Raw genomic sequence first — 19756 nt, 5'->3', positions numbered from 1 at the left:
GAGTTTAATTCACAAGGAATGGCTATTGTTTTGCCACGAACTCTGTTTGAAAGTCATTCATTATCTTTGCAAATATTCGAGTGATTTTAGTTAAATATTTTTTTCGAATCGTCCTGGACAATTCAATTTGAAATGTGTGAAAGTGGTGTCCGTAGCCTAAATAACCATCAATATCACCGTGCCGATGAGCAATGATCGATTCATTCCCTTTGAACTTCTTGTCGAACACAATCGTTATTTCTGGGGAAATACCTTGAATGGATTCTAATAGAGCTTTCTTAAACCACTGCAGAACTTCTCCGGAACATGATTTACCACGTTGTGTTCCAATCTCAATAGCATACGGCCCATAATTCGTATCCTTCATTCCATGAAAGGAAAGATGTAAGTATGGGGTTGTTAGCCTTTGCTGCACAGGATCGACAATATGCAAGAAATGTAGGATCTCCTTTATTGCCTGCCGATACTCATATATCCCAGCATTATTTATACCATTTGGACTCCGATTCAAATCACATTCTAGTCTTGATACCGTACTAATGATCCCGGCACATCCGATTTCAATGATAAGCTTTTCTACGATTTTATCAGTAAATTTATCAGCAGCAGGCGGGGTTGCATGTAACGCATCGACATGACCGCAAATGAACCCTTTGCCTTTATGGAATTTCAAATATTTTTGTTTTATATATGGTACTGTCATAGTATTTGCCTCCGCTTTCTCCAATGATAATCAGGTTTTGTTTAGCAGATGTTTTCTAGTACAAAGGATCATACCATTTTTATTTTTTCCGTTCTTAATTTGCAAGAAACATCTTACCGCTTCGATAATATATTAAGAATTAACCGGCTTTATTTTGAAAAAACTAGAAAATTAGTTGTGAATGATTTTCTAAAAATTGGAGGTTTTACATATGGAATTGACGGGAAAGCGATTCTGTATGGTTTCAGATAAAGAACAAATGCATCAAATTCTGCATTTGAATAATGTACCCACCTATGAATTGGTTGACCCGAAAACGTGTAAGTACCCGATTATCGGCAGAAAGTTCGGACATCATAATGGGAACGACTTAACGATTATTCATACAAAAGAGCAGGCACTAACGGATTCATCTGATTTTTTTACAAAAATGTATGCAATTGAAACGGAATACATGTTAAAAATCGACGGGTTATCGTTAAAAAGCATCCAAGTCGCAGTCGGTCAACAGGTTGTTTTTAATGAGGTACCGATTCGAACAAAAGCCTTTGGCTGGGATTGGGTTGAAGCAGATCCGAGCAGCTTTTCACAAGAATGGTTGAGTGTTGCGATTCGTGCTCTTTATGTTACCGGTTTAAACAATGGCTTTGTAAAAGTAGGCATCTTGGAAAATGAATCTATTATTGTCACTGACATTAATCCTCCTCATTCCCCTTATGTAGAACCCGTTAGCAAACCCGAGCTTACTTTTACAATCGGGGCAGATATTGAGTTTATGTTAAGCTGCGATAATGAGCTATTGCCATCATCCACTTTTTTTCCGATAGGCGGTGAAGTGGGGTGTGATGAGCGAAGAATTGAACAAGATAGCGATGACTTTGCCTTAGTGGAAATAAGACCTGAAAAAGCAGAAACTCCTCATGACCTCTTTAATCATATAAAAGAATTGATGAGTCAAGCTTCTGATATGGTTCCATATGAAAATGTTCAATTTAGAGCTGGAAGCATGCCCTTTTCCGGCTATCAGTGCGGCGGTCATATCCATTTTGGATTGCCGGTGTCTTTGTCCTTACTTCGAGCTCTTGACCAATTTCTAGCCATTCCCTTTGCAATGATCGAAAACCCGATAACGGCCAAACTTAGAAGGAGAACAAACCATGGCGGCTTAGGACGCTTCCGGATAAAGCCTTATGGGTTTGAGTATATTTCGTTAAGTTCTTGGATTATTGATCCACATTTGTCATTAGGGCTTTTATGCTTAGCCCATTTAGTTGCAATACATCATCATGAATTAACTAGCCACTTTTTATTTGATCCACTTATCCAACGTGCTTATTACCGAGGAAACCAAGTAAATCTTAAACAACTATGGCCAGAAATTAAAAAGAAATTAATCAATACTGTAACCTATCCGCAATATGAAAGGGAACTATCATATCTGTTTGAGGCAATCGAAACGGGGTTTCCACATTCTGAATCTAGTGACATTCGCCTGCACTGGGGCCTAACTGTATCAAAGCAAACATTTGATCAAGGACTGGTTATCCAAATCCCGAAAAAAACCAGATTGAAATACGACTTAATTGAAGGAGTACCCACCTACATTCGAGCTGGAAACCGCATCACCCAAGCAACAATCCGGCCCTACCCATTTTCGTTTCGAAATTCAAACATGGTCCAACTTTCGAAATCTTTACGTGAAAAATTATCTTTACCTAGAGAGTGGAATCCCAAAATTTCATCTGATAATGGTGTACTTTCACTGGGACCGATAATAGGCATTCTCGCTGTCCGACCATTTGATAGACAAACCACTTATTTTCAGCACATTGAACGACTTGCTGCGGAAAAGCAAATGCTTGTCTATGTATTTGAACCGCAGGATATTAATTGGGATCAACAAATTATTAAGGGAACAACGATTTCAGGGGACGGAATCTTCCCATTTCCAGCAGTCATATACGACCGCCTATTTTCTACAAAAAAAAATCCATTAATTGATGAAGTCCGAACCAAGCTTCAGTCCGTTTACAAAATCCCGTTTATTAATCCAACGAAATTATCGATCCTAACAGGTAACAAATGGGAGACCCATAAGCTTCTTGTTCAAGATCATGAGGAAGTTCTACCAGATTCCTGCCTTCTTAATCACACATCTGATCTAACCAATATGCTCAATCACTACGGTGAGATATTCCTTAAACCAGTTGTCGGAGCAATGAGCAACGGCGTTATCCGAATCATTCGAAGACCTACGGGAATCTTTTGGTTCAATATCAGTGAAAAAAAGGTGCAGCATCTTCATAGTTTAGAAGAAGTGTTTGCATTACTTACACCACTAATGAAGGAATATCTTTACCTTATTCAGGAAGGGATAAGACGAAAGCAATACAATGGGAAGAATTTGGAAATCAGGGTCTATATGCAAAAAAATGGCCAGCATAAGTGGTTTAGAACAGGCATGGTCACTCGATTAACCGATGAGGATGTAATGACTGATGAAACAGAGGTAAACATGCGTATAAGCAAGGTGTTAAAGCATTTGTATGTTGACCCGACGGAACGTCGTTCAATCATGCAGCAATTAGGAAAGATTGCTCGAAGTATCGTGACAACAGTGGAGAATAAGGTGGGGACATTTGGAGAAATGGCAGTTGATCTATGTATTGACGAATACAATTCCATTAAATTGCTAGAGGTGAACTCAAAGCCTGACAACCTTTTTTCACAGATAAGAGCTTATCAACTCCGAAATTTGGCTGGAATTCGTCTTTTAAATTATGCCGCATCTCTTGCAGGGTATCAGGGTGAGGATTTCAAGATATAAATCTTGTGAGGTGACTACTAGGTGAAAAGTTTAAGACTAAATGATATTCTGGCGCAAATTGGCGATTATCGTATCGTTCAGGGCTCTGGAAAAAGGAATTTACTTATTGAGCATGTTATCGATTATTCAAAAAAAGATATCGAAGATCATACATTGTTGTTTCATATGGATTCTGAACGGATTAGGGGTAAGTACTGGAAATATAATGAAGATGTTGTGATTATTACGGATAAACCACAGCTTTGTACAGATCTTGGAGATGAAGTCATTTTAATTGAGACTGATCATTTAGAGGATGCATATTGGAAATTTATCGAATTTTATCGCGGACTCTTTGACATCCCCATCATTGGTGTAACGGGGACATGTGGCAAGACAACGACGAAAGAAATGATAAAGCAAATGTTAAAACAGGATTTTGTCGTAAAAGCAACGTGGATGAGCATGAATTCCATGTCGGTAAATTTAAGGTATTTAACTGGGATTGATGATAACACTGAAGTAGCAGTATTTGAAATGCCGGTAGCTTATCCGGGATATTTACGAGTTGCATGCCGGTGCTTTAAGCCCCAAATTAGAATTTTATTAAATATTGATGTCTATCATTTAACTGATTGCGAAACGCCAGAGATTTATATGAAGGCAAAGGGAGAGATTGTTGAGGGATTAGATCCCCTTAATGGAATTTTAATTTTGAATGCAGACGATGAAAATATCAAACGGGTGATCGATCCAACTCCTTATAAAAATGTCGTCTATATTGGAAAAAGTGAACAATCCCACTATCGAATTGACAATGTGGAATACGGCTTCGGTGGGATGGACTTTACATTTTGGCATGAAGGAAATCTTTATAATGGCTTTGTACCTGGTTATGGTGAACACAACATATACAATGCTCTTGCCGCAATCGCGGCAGTATCCTATGTTGGGATTGAGATTGATAGCGCTCTCCATCGGCTGGCAACCTTTGAGCAGGTAAAATCACATCTTGAATTTATGGAAGGAAGCAATGGCTGTACTATTATTGATGATTCGTGGAACAATTCACCGCTGTCCATGACTTCCGCGCTCCAAGTATTGAAGAGTGTGACGAAAGATAAAAAGTCAATTGCGCTTCTTGGCTATATGCCTCAGCTTGGAAAGGGCACCTATGCTAATGAACAATACAGTGAAATGGGGAAGGCAGCTGTTGATTCAGACGTGGATCTTCTTATTATCGTAGGGGAAAAAGCGCGAGTAATTGGGGAAGCGGCTTTAAAGTATGGGATGGCTCCTGAAAAGGTTCACTTTTGCGAAACGGGTGATGAAGTATTTAACGTGTTGCAGCCTCACTTAAGCAAGGAAACAACCATACTGCTCAAGGTAACTCATCGAGTGATGAAACAAACGAGCTTTAAAGAGCTTAGAAATAAACTTATCCCAAGCAGATGAAAAGTGAAAGCAAGGAGAGTATACCATGAAGAAAACAACTCAACTTAGAAACTTGATTACAAGTTCACCTCTAGAATTCATCATGGAGGCACATAATGCTTTGTCCGCAAAAATTGTAGAGGAGGCCGGCTTCAAAGGGATTTGGGGAAGTGGTTTATCTATTTCAGCAGCAATGGGTGTACGTGATAATAACGAAGCCTCCTGGACACAGGTATTGGAAGTGTTAGAGTTTATGAGTGATGCCACATCGATTCCGATTCTTCTTGACGGAGATACGGGGTACGGTAACTTTAATAACGCAAGAAGATTAGTGAAAAAACTAGAACAACGCCAAATTGGCGGTGTTTGTATTGAAGATAAGATTTTTCCGAAGACTAATTCCTTTATTAAGGGTGAAGCACAGCCATTAGCTGATATCGATGAGTTTTGTGGAAAGATTAAAGCAATGAAGGACAGTCAAACCGATGAAGATTTTATGGTTGTTTCCAGGGTCGAGGCCTTTATAGCCGGGTGGGGGCTTGGGGAAGCGATGAAAAGAGCTGAGGCTTACCGCCAAGCTGGAACAGACGCGATCCTCATGCACAGCAAACGCTCGGATATTTCCGAAATTGAAGCGTTCATCAAGGAGTGGGCCGGCAGGCTGCCGGTTGTCATTGTGCCAACGAAATACTATTCGGTTCCAACCCAGCGTTTTCGTGAATTGGGGATTGGGCTGTGCATTTGGGCTAATCATAATCTTCGTGCATCGATTAAGGCTATTAAGGAAACGACTAACCAAATTTTTAAAGAAGAAAGCTTAATCAATATTGAAAATCATGTAACTCCGTTAGAGGAGGTATTCCGCCTCCAAGGTGCGGAGGAGCTTACCCGTGCCGAAAAAATCTATTTAAATCGATCCAAAAATAATTGGAATTCTATTATTCTTGTAAGGCAATCAGGTGCTCAGCCTCTTCTACCCGAGCAAATGAATCAATTAAAAACGGCTGGTATAAGCGATATCATGAAGATTGGCTGTTTAGATGCAGAGGAACAGCTTTGTGATTGTAAAACGAATGGGGGAGAACTGAGTGCGCTCTTTACAGTCCGTGACAAAATAAATGAGAATACACTCATCAGCTACGGGGAAATCATTTATAAGCCCCATGTCGTTAAAGAAGTGATCGAGGATACAAATGATATTACGATCATGGTTGATCCTGACTTTGACGATCACACGATAGGGAGAAACTATGTAACTGCACAGGTACCTTACTCTAAAAATCTTTATTCAGCAACGGTAGATTTTGTTCAAATGACGCACGAATTAAAAAATCATACCTCACATGGCGAATTTATCGGTGTATGGAAAGTATCCGGAAAAGGAGCTGCTGTATTGCGAGAAGCATTGGATAAGCTCGCAAACAGAAAGGATTTTAACGAACTTACATTAGGCGACTTGTTCAATTATCTTCATACGCTGCACCCTATCGCGGTTAAGTATATGAAAGGCTCTTGGCTTGATCTTGACTCCTATACAAAAATTCAAAGTTCTGGTGATACAACATGATCAATACAGCTAATTTTGGAGCTGAGTTAAAAAGACTTGGTTTTAATTTTTTCTGTGGAGTTCCTTGTTCCTATTTAAAAAATCTCATCAACTTTACGATAAATGATTGTGAATACGTGATGGCTACCAATGAAGGGGAGGCTATTGCAATCGCCGCCGGGGTTTCGTTAGGCGGGAAGAAATCAGTTGTATTAATGCAAAATTCGGGTTTAACCAACGCTACGTCTCCATTAATTTCTCTCACTTATCCCTTTCAAATCCCGATTCTAGGTTTTATCAGCCTCCGCGGTGAACCTGGACTCCCAGATGAACCCCAGCATGAGTTAATGGGACAAATCACTCCAGAATTGCTTACCGTTATGAATTTAAAATGGGAATATCTCTCAAGCGATGTTAATGAGGCGAAGAGACAATTAGAGCGGGCCAATCGCTGTATCGATTTAAATGAATCCTATTTCTTTATCGTTAAAAAAGGAACCTTCGATACAGTACCCCTCCTTCAGGAAAAAGAAGAAGAAAAACTTAACGGAATTCATCAAAATAAAAGCAGTAATGATGAATTACCAACAAGATACGAAGCCTTAGCTGTCATCAATTCTTTAAAAAATCCTTCCACTATTCAGCTTGCCACCACAGGGAAAACTGGCAGGGAGCTATATGAACTGGAGGATTCAAGAAATAATTTATACATGGTTGGCTCAATGGGCTGTGTTAGTTCACTTGGCTTGGGGCTTGCTCTAGCAAGACCAGATAAATCAATCATTGCGATTGATGGCGATGGGGCACTGCTGATGCGATTAGGCAATTTAGCAACAAACGGGGTCTGCTCCCCGCCTAATCTTCTCCATATACTTCTTGATAATAACTCACATGATTCAACTGGCGGACAACGTACCGTTTCAAACCATATCCATTTTTCCGAAATCGCGGCAGCCTGCGCTTACCCACGTTCTATTTATGCTCATAATCTCGAAGAACTGGCCGAGAGTATTAAAAATTGGCAGAGAGATCAACAGCTTACCTTCATTTATTTAAAAATTGCTTCGGGTTCAAAAAAAGAACTTGGGAGACCCAAAATGAAGCCATTCGAAGTAAAAAAGAGATTGCAGGTGTTTTTGGATGATTAATACAGCCGTTATTCTAGCTGCGGGATTGGGAAGTCGGATTAGAGAACGAACTGGAGAGCATCCGAAGGGTTTTTTGCTCATTGAGGATGAGCCGATCATCGAAATTTCAATTCAAAAATTACTAGAGGCAGGAGTAACGAAAATTTATCTTGGTACAGGATATATGAAACAGGATTATGAGAACTTTGCTTTAAAATATCCACAAATTGAGTGTTTTCACAATGAAAAATTCAATTCCTCTGGAAGTATGTACACTCTTTATCAACTAAAGGATGTTATTAAGACAGATTTTCTTCTTTTAGAATCTGATGTGATTTATGAAAAATCCGCGCTTAAGGATTTACTTGAATGTGAGGATGCTAATTGTATTTTGGCCAGCGGATTAACAGGCTCTGGTGATGAGGTATTTATCGAAGCGGATGAACATCATCAGCTGCTTCATATGTCAAAAAAACGAGAAGATCTAAACGATATATATGCAGAGTTAGTTGGGATAACAAAGCTTTCGTGGAAGACATTTCAACAGATGTGTCTGTGTGTCGAAAAATTCTTTTCCACTGATTTAACTTTGGATTATGAACATGGTCTTGTTGAGACGGCAAAAACGGAGAAAATATCTGTGCTTAAGCGGAATAATTTAGTTTGGTGTGAGGTTGATGACGAACAGCATTGGTCAAGAGCCGTATCCATCGTATACCCGTTAATTAAAGCGCGGGAGCAGGTTCCAACCCTAGTTAAACGTAATGTTTTATTAAACCCTGGACCTGCGACAACAACAGATACAGTTAAATATGCTCAAGTAGTCCCTGATATTTGTCCAAGAGAAACAGAGTTTGGGGAAGTAATGGAATATATTTCGAAAGAACTAACGAAGCTAGCCGGACATCCTGAAGAGTACACAACGATTCTATTTGGCGGATCTGGGACAGCAGCGGTGGAATCGATTCTAAGCTCAGTCGTCGAGTCGGAAAAGGCCGTTTTGATTATTAACAATGGAGCCTATGGGAAGCGGATGTGCCAAATTGCCGAGATATACGGGTTACATTATTTGGTGTATGAAAGCGCACCTGACCAACCATTGGATATTCAAGAGCTTGAGGAGGTAATTGAAGCCTCATCTCAAAAAGTGGCTTATCTTGCCATTGTTCATAATGAGACTACGACGGGTTTACTCAATCCGCTTGAAGCAGTTGGAGCAATATGTAAAAAACACCGAATCACAATGATTGTTGACGCAATGAGTTCTTTTGCTGCAATACCGATTGATGTAAATCAGATGAATATTAGTTATTTGGCTGCAAGCGCAAATAAAAATCTTCAAGGAATGGCTGGGGTTTCATTTGTAATTGCCAACAAAGTACAATTAGAAAAAACAAGGGAAATCAAACCCCGTAATTTATATTTAAATCTCTATGAACAGTATCTCTCGTTCATTCATACGAAACAGATGCGATTTACACCTCCTGTTCAAACCTTATATGCCCTTAAGCAGGCAATAATCGAGACAAAGTGGGAGGGAATCCACAATCGATATGAAAGATACTCTAAATCTTGGGAAACTTTAATCGAGGGAATTAATCGGCTGGGCCTAGACTATTTGGTCCCAAAAAACTGCCATTCAAAAATAATTACTTCAATCATAGAACCGGTACATCCGAACTATAATTTTAATAAAATGCATGATTTTTTTTACGAAAATGGGTTCACGATTTACCCAGGCAAGCTCGACAAGCAAAGCACGTTTCGAGTCGCTAATATTGGCAATATCACATCAAAGGATATGGAACGATTCATCGCCCTATTAGAAAGTTATCTGAATAGGATAAAAGGTGGTGATTCAAATTCCTAGTCACAGTTTAGCTGTTGCGGTGATGGTTTTAGACCAAGATAATAAAATTTTACTGGTAAAAGGTTTTCGACGAGGATGGGAATTCCCCGGCGGATATGTCAATCGAGGTGAATCCATTAAAGCTGCTGCAATTAGAGAGGTAAAAGAAGAATCGGGCATTGATATTAAGCTTTGCAGAACTTTAGGTGTTGAGCATGATATGAACCGCTCTGTTTCAGTATTTGTATTTGAAGGAAAAAAAGAAGGAGGGAAGCTGGCGGCGTCTAATGAGAATGATGAAGTCGGTTTTTTCAGTTATGACGATGCAATGAATATGATTCAAGTTAAAAATTTTAGGGATCGTTTATTTAGGTGCATTAAAGTAAAAAATACACCTTATATTATCGAATGGTGAGTGAAAATAACGGTTATAAATTATTTCCTGTTACTTATCCATATTGTTTTCCACATTATCAACAAACACAATAGGTTTTCCACATTTTTTTATCCACAGAAAATTACTGAAAAAAACATGTAAAAATAAGTTTTTTCTTTCTTTTATCCACATTATTAACAATAATGTGGATAAAAGTGTGCACAATTGGATGTTGATGAATAAAAAGAGACGATAGTTGTTGATAAAAAACCGGGCCAGCGCCCGGTTTATTTTTTAGGAAATAATTTTGTAACAGGGAGCATTTTTATTTTCGCTTATGCTTTACCCGTTGATTTGCCGCATTAGCACGTGCTTGAGCTTCCAAATCTGCTTGGTCTGCAAGCTCTTGAGAATATTCTACGTCAATACCATCAGATTTCATATTTTTTGGAACCTGTGGAAGTGACCCTTTATTGCTATCACGTGTATGATGACGACCATGCATTCGACCCATTTGCATTCCCCTTTCAATTGTAAACTTAGAAAACAGACTGTTTTCCAATATATCTTTTGTTGAAAGGGGATTCGTTATGAATGGAAATATTTAATGGCGTGGTCTTTTTTCTGTAAATCCGCCTGCGCGATCTGCCATTCTAAATTCACGTTGATAATTGACTTCTTGTGCACTCGTTAAGGTTGTTCTCATTTTTTCGCGTTTTTTCTTATCCATCCAGAATTCATCCTTTCAAAAGGGGTTTTTAGTCACAGTTTCCATTTTTCCCTAATCAAAATAGTTCAATACCATTAATATGATAAACGGTGATTGTTCATTAAGGTTGTTAAATTTGGCTGTTGATTTCCACTCCAGGTGCTCTCTTTCCGCGGGGGAGTCCGGGAGCCTCCTCGGCGCAAGCGCCTGTGGGGTCTCCCGAGACACCTTCTCCCGCAGGAGTCTCTCACCTTCCGCTCCAATCAACAGCTTGCTCAAAAATCAACATTGTTCTTTAACTGAGCCTTCAATAAATATGGTACATTAAAAAAAGAGGTGATAAAGATGCCGGTAATATCGAAAATTTCCGTTCAGCAAAAACAAAAGGATCGTTACAATATCTTTATCGATGATGGAAAAGGCGAGAAGTATGCTTTCAGTGTTGATGAAGATGTATTAATCAAATATCAACTTAAAAAAGGAATGGAGCTTGACGATTTTTTCATGACGGAAATCTTCTTTCAAGATGATATCCGAAAGGCATATTCGCAAGCAATCCAATATTTAGCGATACGAATGAGATCGGAGCTTGAGGTAAGACGATTTCTTGAAAAAAAGGGCATTGATTTGTCCATTATCAATGAAGTGATTCATAAGCTCTATCATCATAAATTTATTAATGATCAAGAATTCGCCTTAGCTTATGTAAGGACTCAAGTGAACACATCAGATAAAGGGCCGATTGTGATTCAACAGGAACTGAAGGAAAAAGGAATCATCGATCCAATAAGTGAAATAGCGCTAGGAGAATATCCTTATCAGGTGCAACTCGAAAAGGCAACTCAGCTAGCTCATAAATATTCACAAAAAAACACGAAGGACTCAACAAAGGCAGTAAAACAAAAGCTTGAACAAATGCTTTTTAGAAAAGGATATTCGTTTGATATGATTCAAGAAGCCATTTCCAGTCTTGATATAGAAAATGATTCTTCAGACGAAATGGAAGCTCTAAGAAAACATGGAGCGAAGCTCAAATCAAAGTATCAAGGCTATTCAAGCTTTGAATTTTCTCAAAAAATGAAACAAGCTCTTTATCGAAAGGGTTTTCCTCTTGACCTAATAGAACAATACTTATCGGAAATAGAGGATCATGACGATTTTGCTGAATGAGAAACGATTCACCGAGTCGGTGTTCTTTCTTTGTCGACAAAAAATGACTATACTTATGATATAGAACAAGAATTGTGGGGTGAGTCAATGCAACTCGAAAAGCGTTATAGTGAAATGAGTGAATACGAATTACAGCAAGAAATTGCTACTCTTAATGAAAAAGCACGGAAAGCAGAACAAATGGGAATGGTGAATGAATTTGCTGTAATAGAAAGAAAAGCGATTATGGCAAAAGCTTATTTATTAAATCCTGAAGATTTTTCACCAGGGGAAATATATGAAATGATTGGTGCCCCGGGGACTTATTTTAAAGTCGATTATATGAATGGTGTGTTTGCATGGGGCTATAGATTAAACGGAGATGGAAAAGAAGAGGGTGTTCCGATTTCAATGTTGAAAAATGAAGCCCGAAACCAAGAATAAAGGTTCGAGCTTCATTAAGCGGAGCGTTTATTTTAAAAAATCAGGTGTTTCATTTTCACGATGGCTTGAGGCATTCATGCGTTCCTGCGGATGAGTGTTAATCGACCCATCTGCTCTCCGAGATGCATATTCAGCTTTTGCTCGAGGTTCGCCTTCGAGCTTAATATTGTTTTGATTAGGGAAGCCTTGAACTTTATTCCGCAATGTAAACCCCTCCTCAAACGGTATAGGAAACGTGTAAAACATGGATTTTAGCTTCACACGTGTTTATAGTATTTGAGTTAAAGATGGGAACTATGTCTTTAAATCGATGGAAAAGGGGGATGGAAAATGAATGATTATCATCAGCGTCTTGCCAATTTATTACTAGAAAAAAACAGACAGCTTTCTTATGATCAGGCGATTACATGGGTAGAACTTTTGTGGGATGATTTTGAAACGACCTATGCAAAAGCGGGCGAAGAATATATGGGCAGTGAAACAACTGAAAGAATCGTTCGGCAGTGGATTGATCTATACGGAAGTAAACTTCACGACTTTGTTGCCAAGAATCCAAAGTATAAGGACTTTTTAAATCAAAAACCAAAGATGCTTCACTGAAAAAAGCGATGCCTTTTAAGCATCGCTTTACTATTTTTTAGAGGAATTGGCTTAGTCGATACGGTACTGTCGCTAGAACGGGTCCAGTCAAGACAAGCTTACCCGGGTAGTACATCTAATTTTTTTCTAAGTTTTTCCTCGCTGAAAATCCAGCCAGTATATGATTTAATAATGTCTAGGTCCAAATTTAATTGAACAACTGCAACAAAAGGATAATGGTCGTTACTCCGGTATCTTAAATCAATAAATCTAACTTCGTAATAGTCATCATATTCATCAAGTTCCCAGCGATAGACAGGTGAAAAAGAAAGAAAGGCAGCCAGGTTTTTATCTTTTTTTGCCGCATCCAGTACCGGAGTATCAGGAACAGGGATGCGATTAAATTGATCAATGATGTTAACATGATTATTATGAGCTCTGCCAACAAAAAATTGGTGCTTGTTCATGATCGCTAAGCGCCACTGATTAAATTTCATTGTCGGGGCGATGATGATATCGGTAGCATCCGGTATAATTTGTTTTACTTCACGAAGAACTCGTCGCTGGGCCTGAAACCGGATAATATAATACGCAATAATGACAGCGTAAATTCCAAGGAAGGTATACCCTGGATCAGCCCCGAGCAATAGCCATAATATTAATCCTGCAATATGCATTCCAAAAATAAACGGGTCAAATGTGTTAATAATTCCAAGCGCAAGCCATTTTGAAGAGAATGGTCGTAAAGCTTGGGTTCCATAGGCATTAAAAATATCGACAAACACATGGAGAAACACTGCTAAAAACGTCCATAACCAAAGATGGAGCATGTCAGCCTCCGGAAAAAATGGATAGAGGATCGCAGTGATGATCAACGGCCACAATAAAACTGCAGGAATCGAATGGGTAATGCCTCGATGGTTTCTTAAATATACTGCGTTATTCTTAAGCTTTAAAACAGTGTCAATATCAGGTGCTTGAGAGCCTGCAATGGTGGCGATTAAGACACTGGTCGCTGTAGCTGTACTTCCAGCTACGACAGGGTCTAAAGTAGCTAATCCCCCAAGAGCTAGTCCCATTACAACATGAGTACCTGTATCCAAAAGGAAAAACCTCCTCGTTACGCATTTGGACGGTTAGGGAACCCCTTATCTAAATTTTAACAATAATTAGTGCTTTTTTACAGCAAGAATGCTTTCGAATTAAACAAAAATTTATCATAATACACTTCACTTTTTATGGTATGCAACTTGTTAAATCTTATTACCTACGGAGGACGGAATGGAGAATAATAACAACTTGGAACGGCTGGAAAAGTTTGATCAAATCGCATTTCAGGCAGACTTAATTAATTGGTTTGAAGTGGAGCAGAGACAGCTTCCATGGCGGGAAAATCAAGATCCGTACCGAATTTGGGTTTCGGAGATTATGCTTCAACAAACTAGAGTGGACACCGTTATTCCATATTACAATCGGTTTATAAAACAGTTTCCAACCATTAAAACACTTGCAGAGGCGGATGAGGAAAAAGTATTAAAAGCATGGGAGGGGCTTGGGTATTATTCACGCGTTCGGAATCTTCATGCGGCTGTAAAGGAGGTTCATGAACATTATGGTGGACAGGTTCCAAACTCACCAAAAGAAATTGCTTCATTAAAAGGGGTGGGACCCTATACAGCGGGAGCCATCTTAAGTATTGCCTTTGGGCTTCCAGAGCCTGCTGTTGATGGGAATGTGATGCGGGTACTGTCGAGAATTTTATTAATAACAGAGGATATTGCAAAGCCATCGGTTCGAAAAATATTTGAACAGGCAGTTCGTACGATCATATCTTACGAAAATCCGTCTTATTTTAACCAAGCATTAATGGAGTTAGGGGCGTTAATCTGCACGCCAACATCACCATCTTGCTTATTGTGCCCTGTAAGAGACCATTGCCACGCTTTTTCTGAGGGGGTGCAGGACCAGCTTCCAGTTAAAACGAAGAAGAAAAGGGAGCGCTTAGTTTCGATTGTTTCAGCGGTCCTTTCTAACCATGAAGGAAAGCTGTTAATCCATAAACGCCCGAAAGAAGGATTGTTGGCAAATTTGTGGGAGTTTCCAAATGTAGAAACTCATCTTACGTTTAAAAATGAAAAACAGCACTTAATGAAATCCTTACAAGAAAAATTTATGGTTGAGGCGGTGATCGGTGATTATCTTGGCCAAATTGACCATGTCTTTTCTCATTTAGAATGGAACATCCATGTTTATAAAGGAAATATGACTACCGAGGTTGAGGAATCACCCGAACTTAGACTAGTTTCACTTGATGAGCTTTCAGAATATGCTTTTCCTGTTTCGCATCAGAAAATGTTGAAAATGTATTTGGATTTTTAATACAGAGCCTGTGTGTAGCAGTAAATTAATATTTAATCGTAAATCACTTCAGTCCCATGTGTGTAGTCCGCATCATGGCGTTTCAATCCGCCGCGTCGCTCTATTTCTTTAATAATGTCACGGTGGAGAGCCTGCCCTTCGACATTTAAATAGGGGACTACTTGCTGAAATGAATGGTGGAAATATGCTAACTCACTGTCTCGCCAATCCGTTTTTGACATCATAAGTAATTCGGTCATATCGCGTCCAACATACATGTTATTGCTCCTTTCAAAACTTGTTTGCTCTTCGGTTAGTTTATTCTTTTCATTGTCAACTATACGAGGAAAAGCTAAAATATAAAAATAACATGTATTATAGAAAAGAGGAAAATAAAGGATGACTCAAAAGGTAGCACTTGTAACTGGCAGTAGTCGGGGAATTGGAAGGGCGACTGCGCTTCGCCTGGCAAAAGAAGGCTATGATATCGTTATCAATTATGCTAGAAGCAAAACAGCTGCGCTTGAAACTGCAGCTGAGATAGAAGCATTAGGAAGAAAAGCATTAGTAGTAAGAGCCAATGTCGGCGACGTAGATAAAATAAAAGCCATGTTTGAACAAATTGATCAGGAGTTTGGTCGCCTTGATGTGTTTGTTAGTAATGCGGCTTCAGGTGTTCAACGTCCTTTAATGGAGCTTGAAGAATCGCATTGGGATTGGACTTTGAACATTAACAGTAAAGCATTACTATTCTGCGCACAGGAAGCAGCTAAATTGATGGAGAAAAACGGTGGAGGAAGAATTGTAAGCATTAGCTCTCTAGGATCCATCCGTGCTTTAGAAAATTATACTGTTGTAGGTGTCTCAAAAGCTGCTGTTGAAGCATTAACTCGATATTTATCAGTAGAACTTGCATCTAAAAACATCATTGTCAATGCAGTTTCTGGCGGAGCAATTGATACTGATGCTTTAAAGCATTTTCCAAATCGTGAGGAAATGTTGGCTGAGGCTAAACGAAGAACACCGGCCGGAAGAATGGTAGAAATTGAAGATATCGTTAATACGGTTATGTTTTTATTATCCGGAGAGGCGGATATGATTAGAGGACAAACCATTATTGTAGATGGTGGGATTTCTTTACTTTTATAATTGGGAAAAACTGCCGTGAGTTTTACCTCATTCGCTGGTTATATTAATTAGCGTGGAGGTGATAACAATGGCAAATTTCAATCAACCAAACAAAACTTCTGCTGGAACAAACATTCAGCAAGTAAGACAACAAAACGCTCAATCTACTCAAGGTGGAGCAGGTGCTAGCGCTGGCCAATTTGGTACAGAGTTCGCAAGCGAAACGAATGCAGCTGAAGTAAGAAGACAAAACCAGCAATCTCAAGCAAGAAAATCCCAAGGCTCAGGCCAATTTGGTGGTCAAAGCTAATTAGTTTCTATATAAAAGAAGGCACTCTTTTTAAGGGAAAGAGTGCCTTCTTTTTTTCTGTACAGTTTTAACTCCTGATTTTATCTTTTCGACAAAAGTACTTGATAATCAACATAACTAGTCAAAGGAGTTCCTTCATTATCCACGAATACATATATTAATCTTATTTTTAGGACGGTGGAGGAAAATGAACAACTTTAACCGTTTGGTTTCAGAGCAAATGAAAACAATGGATAAATTGTTAGAGCTTCAATCAGAGCTAGAAAGATGTCAAGAAATTGAGCAAGAATTGTTAAAATTGCAAGAGGAGACTAAACTGGAAGATGTTCAATCCGAAATTATCCGTATGAAGAAAGAGCTAAAAGAAATCCATCAAGTCTTTGAGGAACAAACTGAAGAAGTGATTCGATCTTATCAAGGATTGAACGTTATTTGCTAAAATATAGATAATTTAGGAAAATTTATCGACGAAATCCGGTCATTGAAGCATTTTTCAATGGCTCTTTTGTTTTAAAATATGTGTTTTACCGTTATAATAGTAGAAAATAGGAATTGTTCTTTGTTACCTTTTTTTATTTTATTACAATTATTTTCATTGGTTACAAAGCGTCCGGAATGAAAGTAGGGGAGATTAGTGGGCGTACCCATCGAAGGTGAAACAGTACAAATACATAGCTATAAACACAATGGGCACATCCATCGCGTCTGGGACCAAACAACGATTTTGAAAGGGACGCAAAACTTAGTCATTGGCGGTAATGATCGAACAATGGTTACGGAATCGGATGGAAGAACGTGGATTACACGAGAGCCTGCGATTGTATATTTTCATTCACAATATTGGTTTAATGTGATTGGGATGCTCCGTGAAGACGGAATTTATTATTATTGTAATATCAGTTCACCATTTATTTTTGACAATGAAGCTTTAAAGTATATTGATTATGATTTAGATATTAAAGTGTTTCCGGATATGACGTTTAATCTGCTTGACGAGGATGAATATGAACGTCATCGAAAGGAAATGAAATATCCTGATATCATCGATCAAATTTTGAAACGAAATGTAGATCAGCTTATCCAATGGATCCGTCAAAGAAAAGGCCCTTTTGCACCGGATTTTATTGATATTTGGTATGAGAGGTATCTAACTTACAGACGGTAATGGTAAAATAAAAGAACGAAATGCCTGTTGATAATCGTCAACAGGTTTTCCTATGATTGTAGTGTCAACCGAAAGCCCTCAGCGTCTAGAGGACTCCGCTGAACCGGCGCTTACGTTTTTCTTATAAGGGGGAGAAAAGTTGGGAAGTATTCTTAGATATCTTCAATTTGTAAAGCCATATAGATTCCAAATATTTGGGACAGTTTTAATCGGAGTATTAAAATTTGCTATCCCCTTAATCATCCCACTCCTAATAAAATACGTTGTTGATGATATCATCGGCAGTGATATAATGTCCGATTCGCAAAAATTAGATCGATTATTTATGATAATGATCATTATGATTATCGTGTTTGTCATTCTTCGTCCGCCGATTGAATATTATCGTCAGTATTTTGCACAATGGACAGCAAATAAAATCCTTTATGATATTCGTGATCGCTTATTTACCCATATCCAGAAACTAAGTTTTAAATATTATGCCAATACAAGATCTGGAGAAGTCATTTCAAGAGTAATCAATGACGTGGAACAAACGAAAACGTTTGTCATCTCCGGATTAATGAATCTCTGGTTAGATGTGGCCACGATTGTCATAGCGATTGGGATTATGTTTTCGATGGATATGTCATTGACACTCGTTTCACTTGTGTTATTCCCCTTTTATGGGTTTTCAGTACGGTATTTTTTCGGGAATCTTCGAAAATTAACAAGAATTCGCTCCCAAGCACTTGCAGAGGTGCAGAGCTATTTACATGAACGGGTTCAAGGAATGCCCGTGATTAAAAGCTTTGCCATTGAAGATTTTGAGCAAGGCCAATTTGATAAACAAAACCGCAATTTTTTAACGAAAGCCATTGATCACACCCGTTGGAATGCAAAATCTTTTGCGGTGGTCAATACGATTACCGATATCGCACCTTTGATTGTGATCGGCTACTCTGCCTATCAAGTTATCCAAAATGATTTGTCATTAGGAACGATGGTAGCTTTCATTGCTTATATTGATAAGTTATATAGTCCATTAAGAAGACTGGTAAATTCCTCTACTACGATTACCCAATCAATCGCATCAATGGATCGTGTGTTTGAATTTATGGATGAAAAATATGATATTGAAGATGCTGCTAACGCGCTGGAATGTAAGAATGTTAAGGGAAATATCGTCTTTGAAAATATTTCCTTCGCTTATAATGATAAAGAAGAGTACGTACTTAAAAATCTTTCGCTTGATGTAAGTCAGGGCGAAACGATTGCCCTAGTTGGAATGAGTGGGGGCGGAAAGACCTCGTTAGTGAGTTTAATTCCTCGTTTTTATGATGTAACAAAGGGAAGAATATTGCTCGATGGTACCGATATAACTAATTTTAAGGTTCGTTCATTAAGAGATAAAATCGGGATGGTTTTACAGGATAATATTTTGTTTAGCGAGTCTGTCATGACCAATATTCTTTTAGGCAAACCGACTGCAACAGAGGACGAAGTCATTGAGGCTGCAAAGGCGGCAAATGCCCATGATTTCATCTTGAACTTACCAGACGGTTACCAAACGAAAGTTGGAGAAAGAGGAGTTAAATTATCGGGTGGACAGAAGCAAAGGGTTGCGATTGCCAGGGTATTCTTGAAAAACCCACCTATCCTTGTCTTAGACGAGGCAACATCAGCACTTGATTTGGAAAGTGAACACTTAATTCAAGAGGCGCTAGAGAAGCTTGCCAAGGAACGGACCACTTTTATTGTTGCCCATCGCTTATCGACGATTACCCATGCGGACCGAATCGTATTAGTGGAGCATGGAGAAATTACCGAAATGGGCCGTCACGAGGAATTGATGAAAAAGAAGGGTAATTATTATAAATTATTCCAAGTTCAACAGCTTGAACCAAAAGAAACTCAAGAGACTCAAACTGGTATTTAACGTTTGGGTCTTTTTTTATTGGCTCTGTTAAATTAGGCTGTTGATTTGCGCTCCAGGTGCTCGCGCACCTTAGGGGGAGTCCGGGAGCCTCCTCGGCGCAGAGCGCCTGTGGGGTCTCCCGAGACACCTTCTCCCGCAAGAGTCTCGCACCTTCC

21 protein-coding genes are annotated in these 19756 nt (G+C 38.9%); 15 read left to right on the top strand and 6 right to left on the bottom strand.

Annotated features, from left to right (window positions below; translation table 11 throughout):
* Positions 1-22 precede the first annotated feature (22 nt).
* The gene (locus tag ACI48O_RS00180; protein ID WP_435559670.1) at positions 23-703 is read right to left on the bottom strand and encodes an N-formylglutamate amidohydrolase; all 681 of its coding nucleotides are present in this window, start codon (positions 701-703) and stop codon (positions 23-25) included.
* Between the two features lie 211 nt (positions 704-914).
* Between ACI48O_RS00180 and ACI48O_RS00175 the strand changes: the two genes are divergently transcribed.
* The 6 genes from ACI48O_RS00175 to ACI48O_RS00150 are packed head-to-tail and all read left to right on the top strand — an operon-like array spanning position 915 to position 9880.
* On the top strand, positions 915-3530 hold the full coding sequence (locus ACI48O_RS00175; protein WP_435559669.1) for a putative amidoligase domain-containing protein: 2616 nt from the start codon (positions 915-917) through the stop codon (positions 3528-3530).
* 21 nt (positions 3531-3551) lie between these two features.
* Positions 3552-4964, top strand: a complete 1413-nt coding sequence (locus tag ACI48O_RS00170) for a Mur ligase family protein (protein ID WP_435559668.1) — start codon at positions 3552-3554, stop codon at positions 4962-4964.
* Between the two features lie 25 nt (positions 4965-4989).
* A complete protein-coding gene (aepX, locus tag ACI48O_RS00165) occupies positions 4990-6510 on the top strand; it encodes a phosphoenolpyruvate mutase (RefSeq protein ID WP_435559667.1) in 1521 nt (506 codons plus the stop codon).
* Positions 6507-7637, top strand: coding sequence for a phosphonopyruvate decarboxylase (aepY, locus tag ACI48O_RS00160; protein ID WP_435559666.1), 1131 nt, complete (start codon positions 6507-6509; stop codon positions 7635-7637). The genes aepX and aepY overlap by 4 nt, the downstream gene beginning before the upstream one ends.
* Positions 7630-9486: a 2-aminoethylphosphonate aminotransferase gene (locus tag ACI48O_RS00155; protein ID WP_435559665.1), complete on the top strand. Its 1857-nt coding sequence runs from the start codon at positions 7630-7632 to the stop codon at positions 9484-9486. The genes aepY and ACI48O_RS00155 overlap by 8 nt, the downstream gene beginning before the upstream one ends.
* Positions 9470-9880 (top strand): NUDIX hydrolase, encoded by a 411-nt coding sequence (locus ACI48O_RS00150; RefSeq protein ID WP_435559664.1) that lies wholly within the window; start codon positions 9470-9472, stop codon positions 9878-9880. The genes ACI48O_RS00155 and ACI48O_RS00150 overlap by 17 nt, the downstream gene beginning before the upstream one ends.
* Positions 9881-10166: 286 nt before the next feature.
* Here ACI48O_RS00150 and ACI48O_RS00145 read toward each other — a convergent pair whose 3' ends face one another.
* Both ACI48O_RS00145 and ACI48O_RS00140 read right to left on the bottom strand, forming a co-directional pair.
* Positions 10167-10355, bottom strand: coding sequence for a YfhD family protein (locus ACI48O_RS00145; RefSeq protein WP_435559663.1), 189 nt, complete (start codon positions 10353-10355; stop codon positions 10167-10169).
* A gap of 90 nt (positions 10356-10445) precedes the next feature.
* Complete coding sequence (locus ACI48O_RS00140) at positions 10446-10571, bottom strand: YfhE family protein (RefSeq protein WP_435559662.1); 126 nt, start codon at positions 10569-10571, stop codon at positions 10446-10448.
* A gap of 324 nt (positions 10572-10895) precedes the next feature.
* Here ACI48O_RS00140 and recX point away from each other — a divergent pair, with 324 nt between their 5' ends.
* Positions 10896-11720 carry a recombination regulator RecX gene (recX, locus tag ACI48O_RS00135; protein ID WP_435559661.1) on the top strand — a complete coding sequence of 275 codons (825 nt, stop codon included), beginning with the start codon at positions 10896-10898 and terminating at the stop codon, positions 11718-11720.
* A gap of 87 nt (positions 11721-11807) precedes the next feature.
* Positions 11808-12143, top strand: a complete 336-nt coding sequence (locus tag ACI48O_RS00130; RefSeq protein ID WP_435559660.1) for a YfhH family protein — start codon at positions 11808-11810, stop codon at positions 12141-12143.
* 27 nt (positions 12144-12170) lie between these two features.
* Here ACI48O_RS00130 and ACI48O_RS00125 read toward each other — a convergent pair whose 3' ends face one another.
* Positions 12171-12347, bottom strand: a complete 177-nt coding sequence (locus ACI48O_RS00125; RefSeq protein WP_435559659.1) for a small, acid-soluble spore protein K — start codon at positions 12345-12347, stop codon at positions 12171-12173.
* A gap of 126 nt (positions 12348-12473) precedes the next feature.
* Between ACI48O_RS00125 and ACI48O_RS00120 the strand changes: the two genes are divergently transcribed.
* A complete protein-coding gene (locus ACI48O_RS00120) occupies positions 12474-12743 on the top strand; it encodes a YfhJ family protein (protein ID WP_435559658.1) in 270 nt (89 codons plus the stop codon).
* A gap of 98 nt (positions 12744-12841) precedes the next feature.
* Here the strand turns inward: ACI48O_RS00120 and ACI48O_RS00115 are convergent, their stop codons facing one another.
* Positions 12842-13825 (bottom strand): metal-dependent hydrolase, encoded by a 984-nt coding sequence (locus tag ACI48O_RS00115; RefSeq protein ID WP_435559657.1) that lies wholly within the window; start codon positions 13823-13825, stop codon positions 12842-12844.
* Between the two features lie 178 nt (positions 13826-14003).
* Between ACI48O_RS00115 and mutY the strand changes: the two genes are divergently transcribed.
* Positions 14004-15101 (top strand): A/G-specific adenine glycosylase, encoded by a 1098-nt coding sequence (gene mutY, locus ACI48O_RS00110; RefSeq protein ID WP_435559656.1) that lies wholly within the window; start codon positions 14004-14006, stop codon positions 15099-15101.
* A gap of 32 nt (positions 15102-15133) precedes the next feature.
* Here the strand turns inward: mutY and ACI48O_RS00105 are convergent, their stop codons facing one another.
* Positions 15134-15358 carry a hypothetical protein gene (locus ACI48O_RS00105; protein ID WP_435559655.1) on the bottom strand — a complete coding sequence of 75 codons (225 nt, stop codon included), beginning with the start codon at positions 15356-15358 and terminating at the stop codon, positions 15134-15136.
* 121 nt (positions 15359-15479) lie between these two features.
* Between ACI48O_RS00105 and fabL the strand changes: the two genes are divergently transcribed.
* The 5 genes from fabL (at position 15480) to ACI48O_RS00080 (ending at position 19601) form a co-directional block, all read left to right on the top strand.
* Complete coding sequence (gene fabL / locus ACI48O_RS00100) at positions 15480-16229, top strand: enoyl-[acyl-carrier-protein] reductase FabL (RefSeq protein ID WP_435559654.1); 750 nt, start codon at positions 15480-15482, stop codon at positions 16227-16229.
* A 67-nt stretch (positions 16230-16296) separates the two neighbouring features.
* Positions 16297-16518, top strand: coding sequence for a gamma-type small acid-soluble spore protein (locus ACI48O_RS00095; protein WP_435559653.1), 222 nt, complete (start codon positions 16297-16299; stop codon positions 16516-16518).
* 187 nt (positions 16519-16705) lie between these two features.
* Positions 16706-16957 (top strand): YgaB family protein, encoded by a 252-nt coding sequence (locus tag ACI48O_RS00090; RefSeq protein WP_435559652.1) that lies wholly within the window; start codon positions 16706-16708, stop codon positions 16955-16957.
* 195 nt (positions 16958-17152) lie between these two features.
* Positions 17153-17683, top strand: a complete 531-nt coding sequence (gene ntdP, locus ACI48O_RS00085) for a nucleoside tri-diphosphate phosphatase (protein WP_435559651.1) — start codon at positions 17153-17155, stop codon at positions 17681-17683.
* Between the two features lie 139 nt (positions 17684-17822).
* A complete protein-coding gene (locus tag ACI48O_RS00080) occupies positions 17823-19601 on the top strand; it encodes an ABC transporter ATP-binding protein (RefSeq protein WP_435559650.1) in 1779 nt (592 codons plus the stop codon).
* Positions 19602-19756 lie beyond the last annotated feature (155 nt).

The organism is Neobacillus terrisolis (assembly GCF_051233475.1).
Taxonomy (GTDB): Bacteria; Bacillota; Bacilli; order Bacillales; family Cytobacillaceae; genus Bacillus_BU.
Note: the sequence above shows the minus strand (reverse complement) of the source record. Positions and strands in the feature narration are given on the sequence as shown.

What these genes read in the sequence shown, in the direction of transcription:
- ACI48O_RS00180 (WP_435559670.1), bottom strand. Translation starts at nt 703, where the DNA reads ATGACAGTACCATATATAAAACAAAAATATTTGAAATTCCATAAAGGC.
- ACI48O_RS00175 (WP_435559669.1), top strand. Translation starts at nt 915, where the DNA reads ATGGAATTGACGGGAAAGCGATTCTGTATGGTTTCAGATAAAGAACAA.
- aepX (WP_435559667.1), top strand. Translation starts at nt 4,990, where the DNA reads ATGAAGAAAACAACTCAACTTAGAAACTTGATTACAAGTTCACCTCTA.
- aepY (WP_435559666.1), top strand. Translation starts at nt 6,507, where the DNA reads ATGATCAATACAGCTAATTTTGGAGCTGAGTTAAAAAGACTTGGTTTT.
- ACI48O_RS00155 (WP_435559665.1), top strand. Translation starts at nt 7,630, where the DNA reads ATGATTAATACAGCCGTTATTCTAGCTGCGGGATTGGGAAGTCGGATT.
- ACI48O_RS00145 (WP_435559663.1), bottom strand. Translation starts at nt 10,355, where the DNA reads ATGGGTCGAATGCATGGTCGTCATCATACACGTGATAGCAATAAAGGG.
- ACI48O_RS00140 (WP_435559662.1), bottom strand. Translation starts at nt 10,571, where the DNA reads ATGGATAAGAAAAAACGCGAAAAAATGAGAACAACCTTAACGAGTGCA.
- recX (WP_435559661.1), top strand. Translation starts at nt 10,896, where the DNA reads ATGCCGGTAATATCGAAAATTTCCGTTCAGCAAAAACAAAAGGATCGT.
- ACI48O_RS00130 (WP_435559660.1), top strand. Translation starts at nt 11,808, where the DNA reads ATGCAACTCGAAAAGCGTTATAGTGAAATGAGTGAATACGAATTACAG.
- ACI48O_RS00120 (WP_435559658.1), top strand. Translation starts at nt 12,474, where the DNA reads ATGAATGATTATCATCAGCGTCTTGCCAATTTATTACTAGAAAAAAAC.
- mutY (WP_435559656.1), top strand. Translation starts at nt 14,004, where the DNA reads ATGGAGAATAATAACAACTTGGAACGGCTGGAAAAGTTTGATCAAATC.
- ACI48O_RS00105 (WP_435559655.1), bottom strand. Translation starts at nt 15,358, where the DNA reads ATGTATGTTGGACGCGATATGACCGAATTACTTATGATGTCAAAAACG.
- fabL (WP_435559654.1), top strand. Translation starts at nt 15,480, where the DNA reads ATGACTCAAAAGGTAGCACTTGTAACTGGCAGTAGTCGGGGAATTGGA.
- ACI48O_RS00095 (WP_435559653.1), top strand. Translation starts at nt 16,297, where the DNA reads ATGGCAAATTTCAATCAACCAAACAAAACTTCTGCTGGAACAAACATT.
- ACI48O_RS00090 (WP_435559652.1), top strand. Translation starts at nt 16,706, where the DNA reads ATGAACAACTTTAACCGTTTGGTTTCAGAGCAAATGAAAACAATGGAT.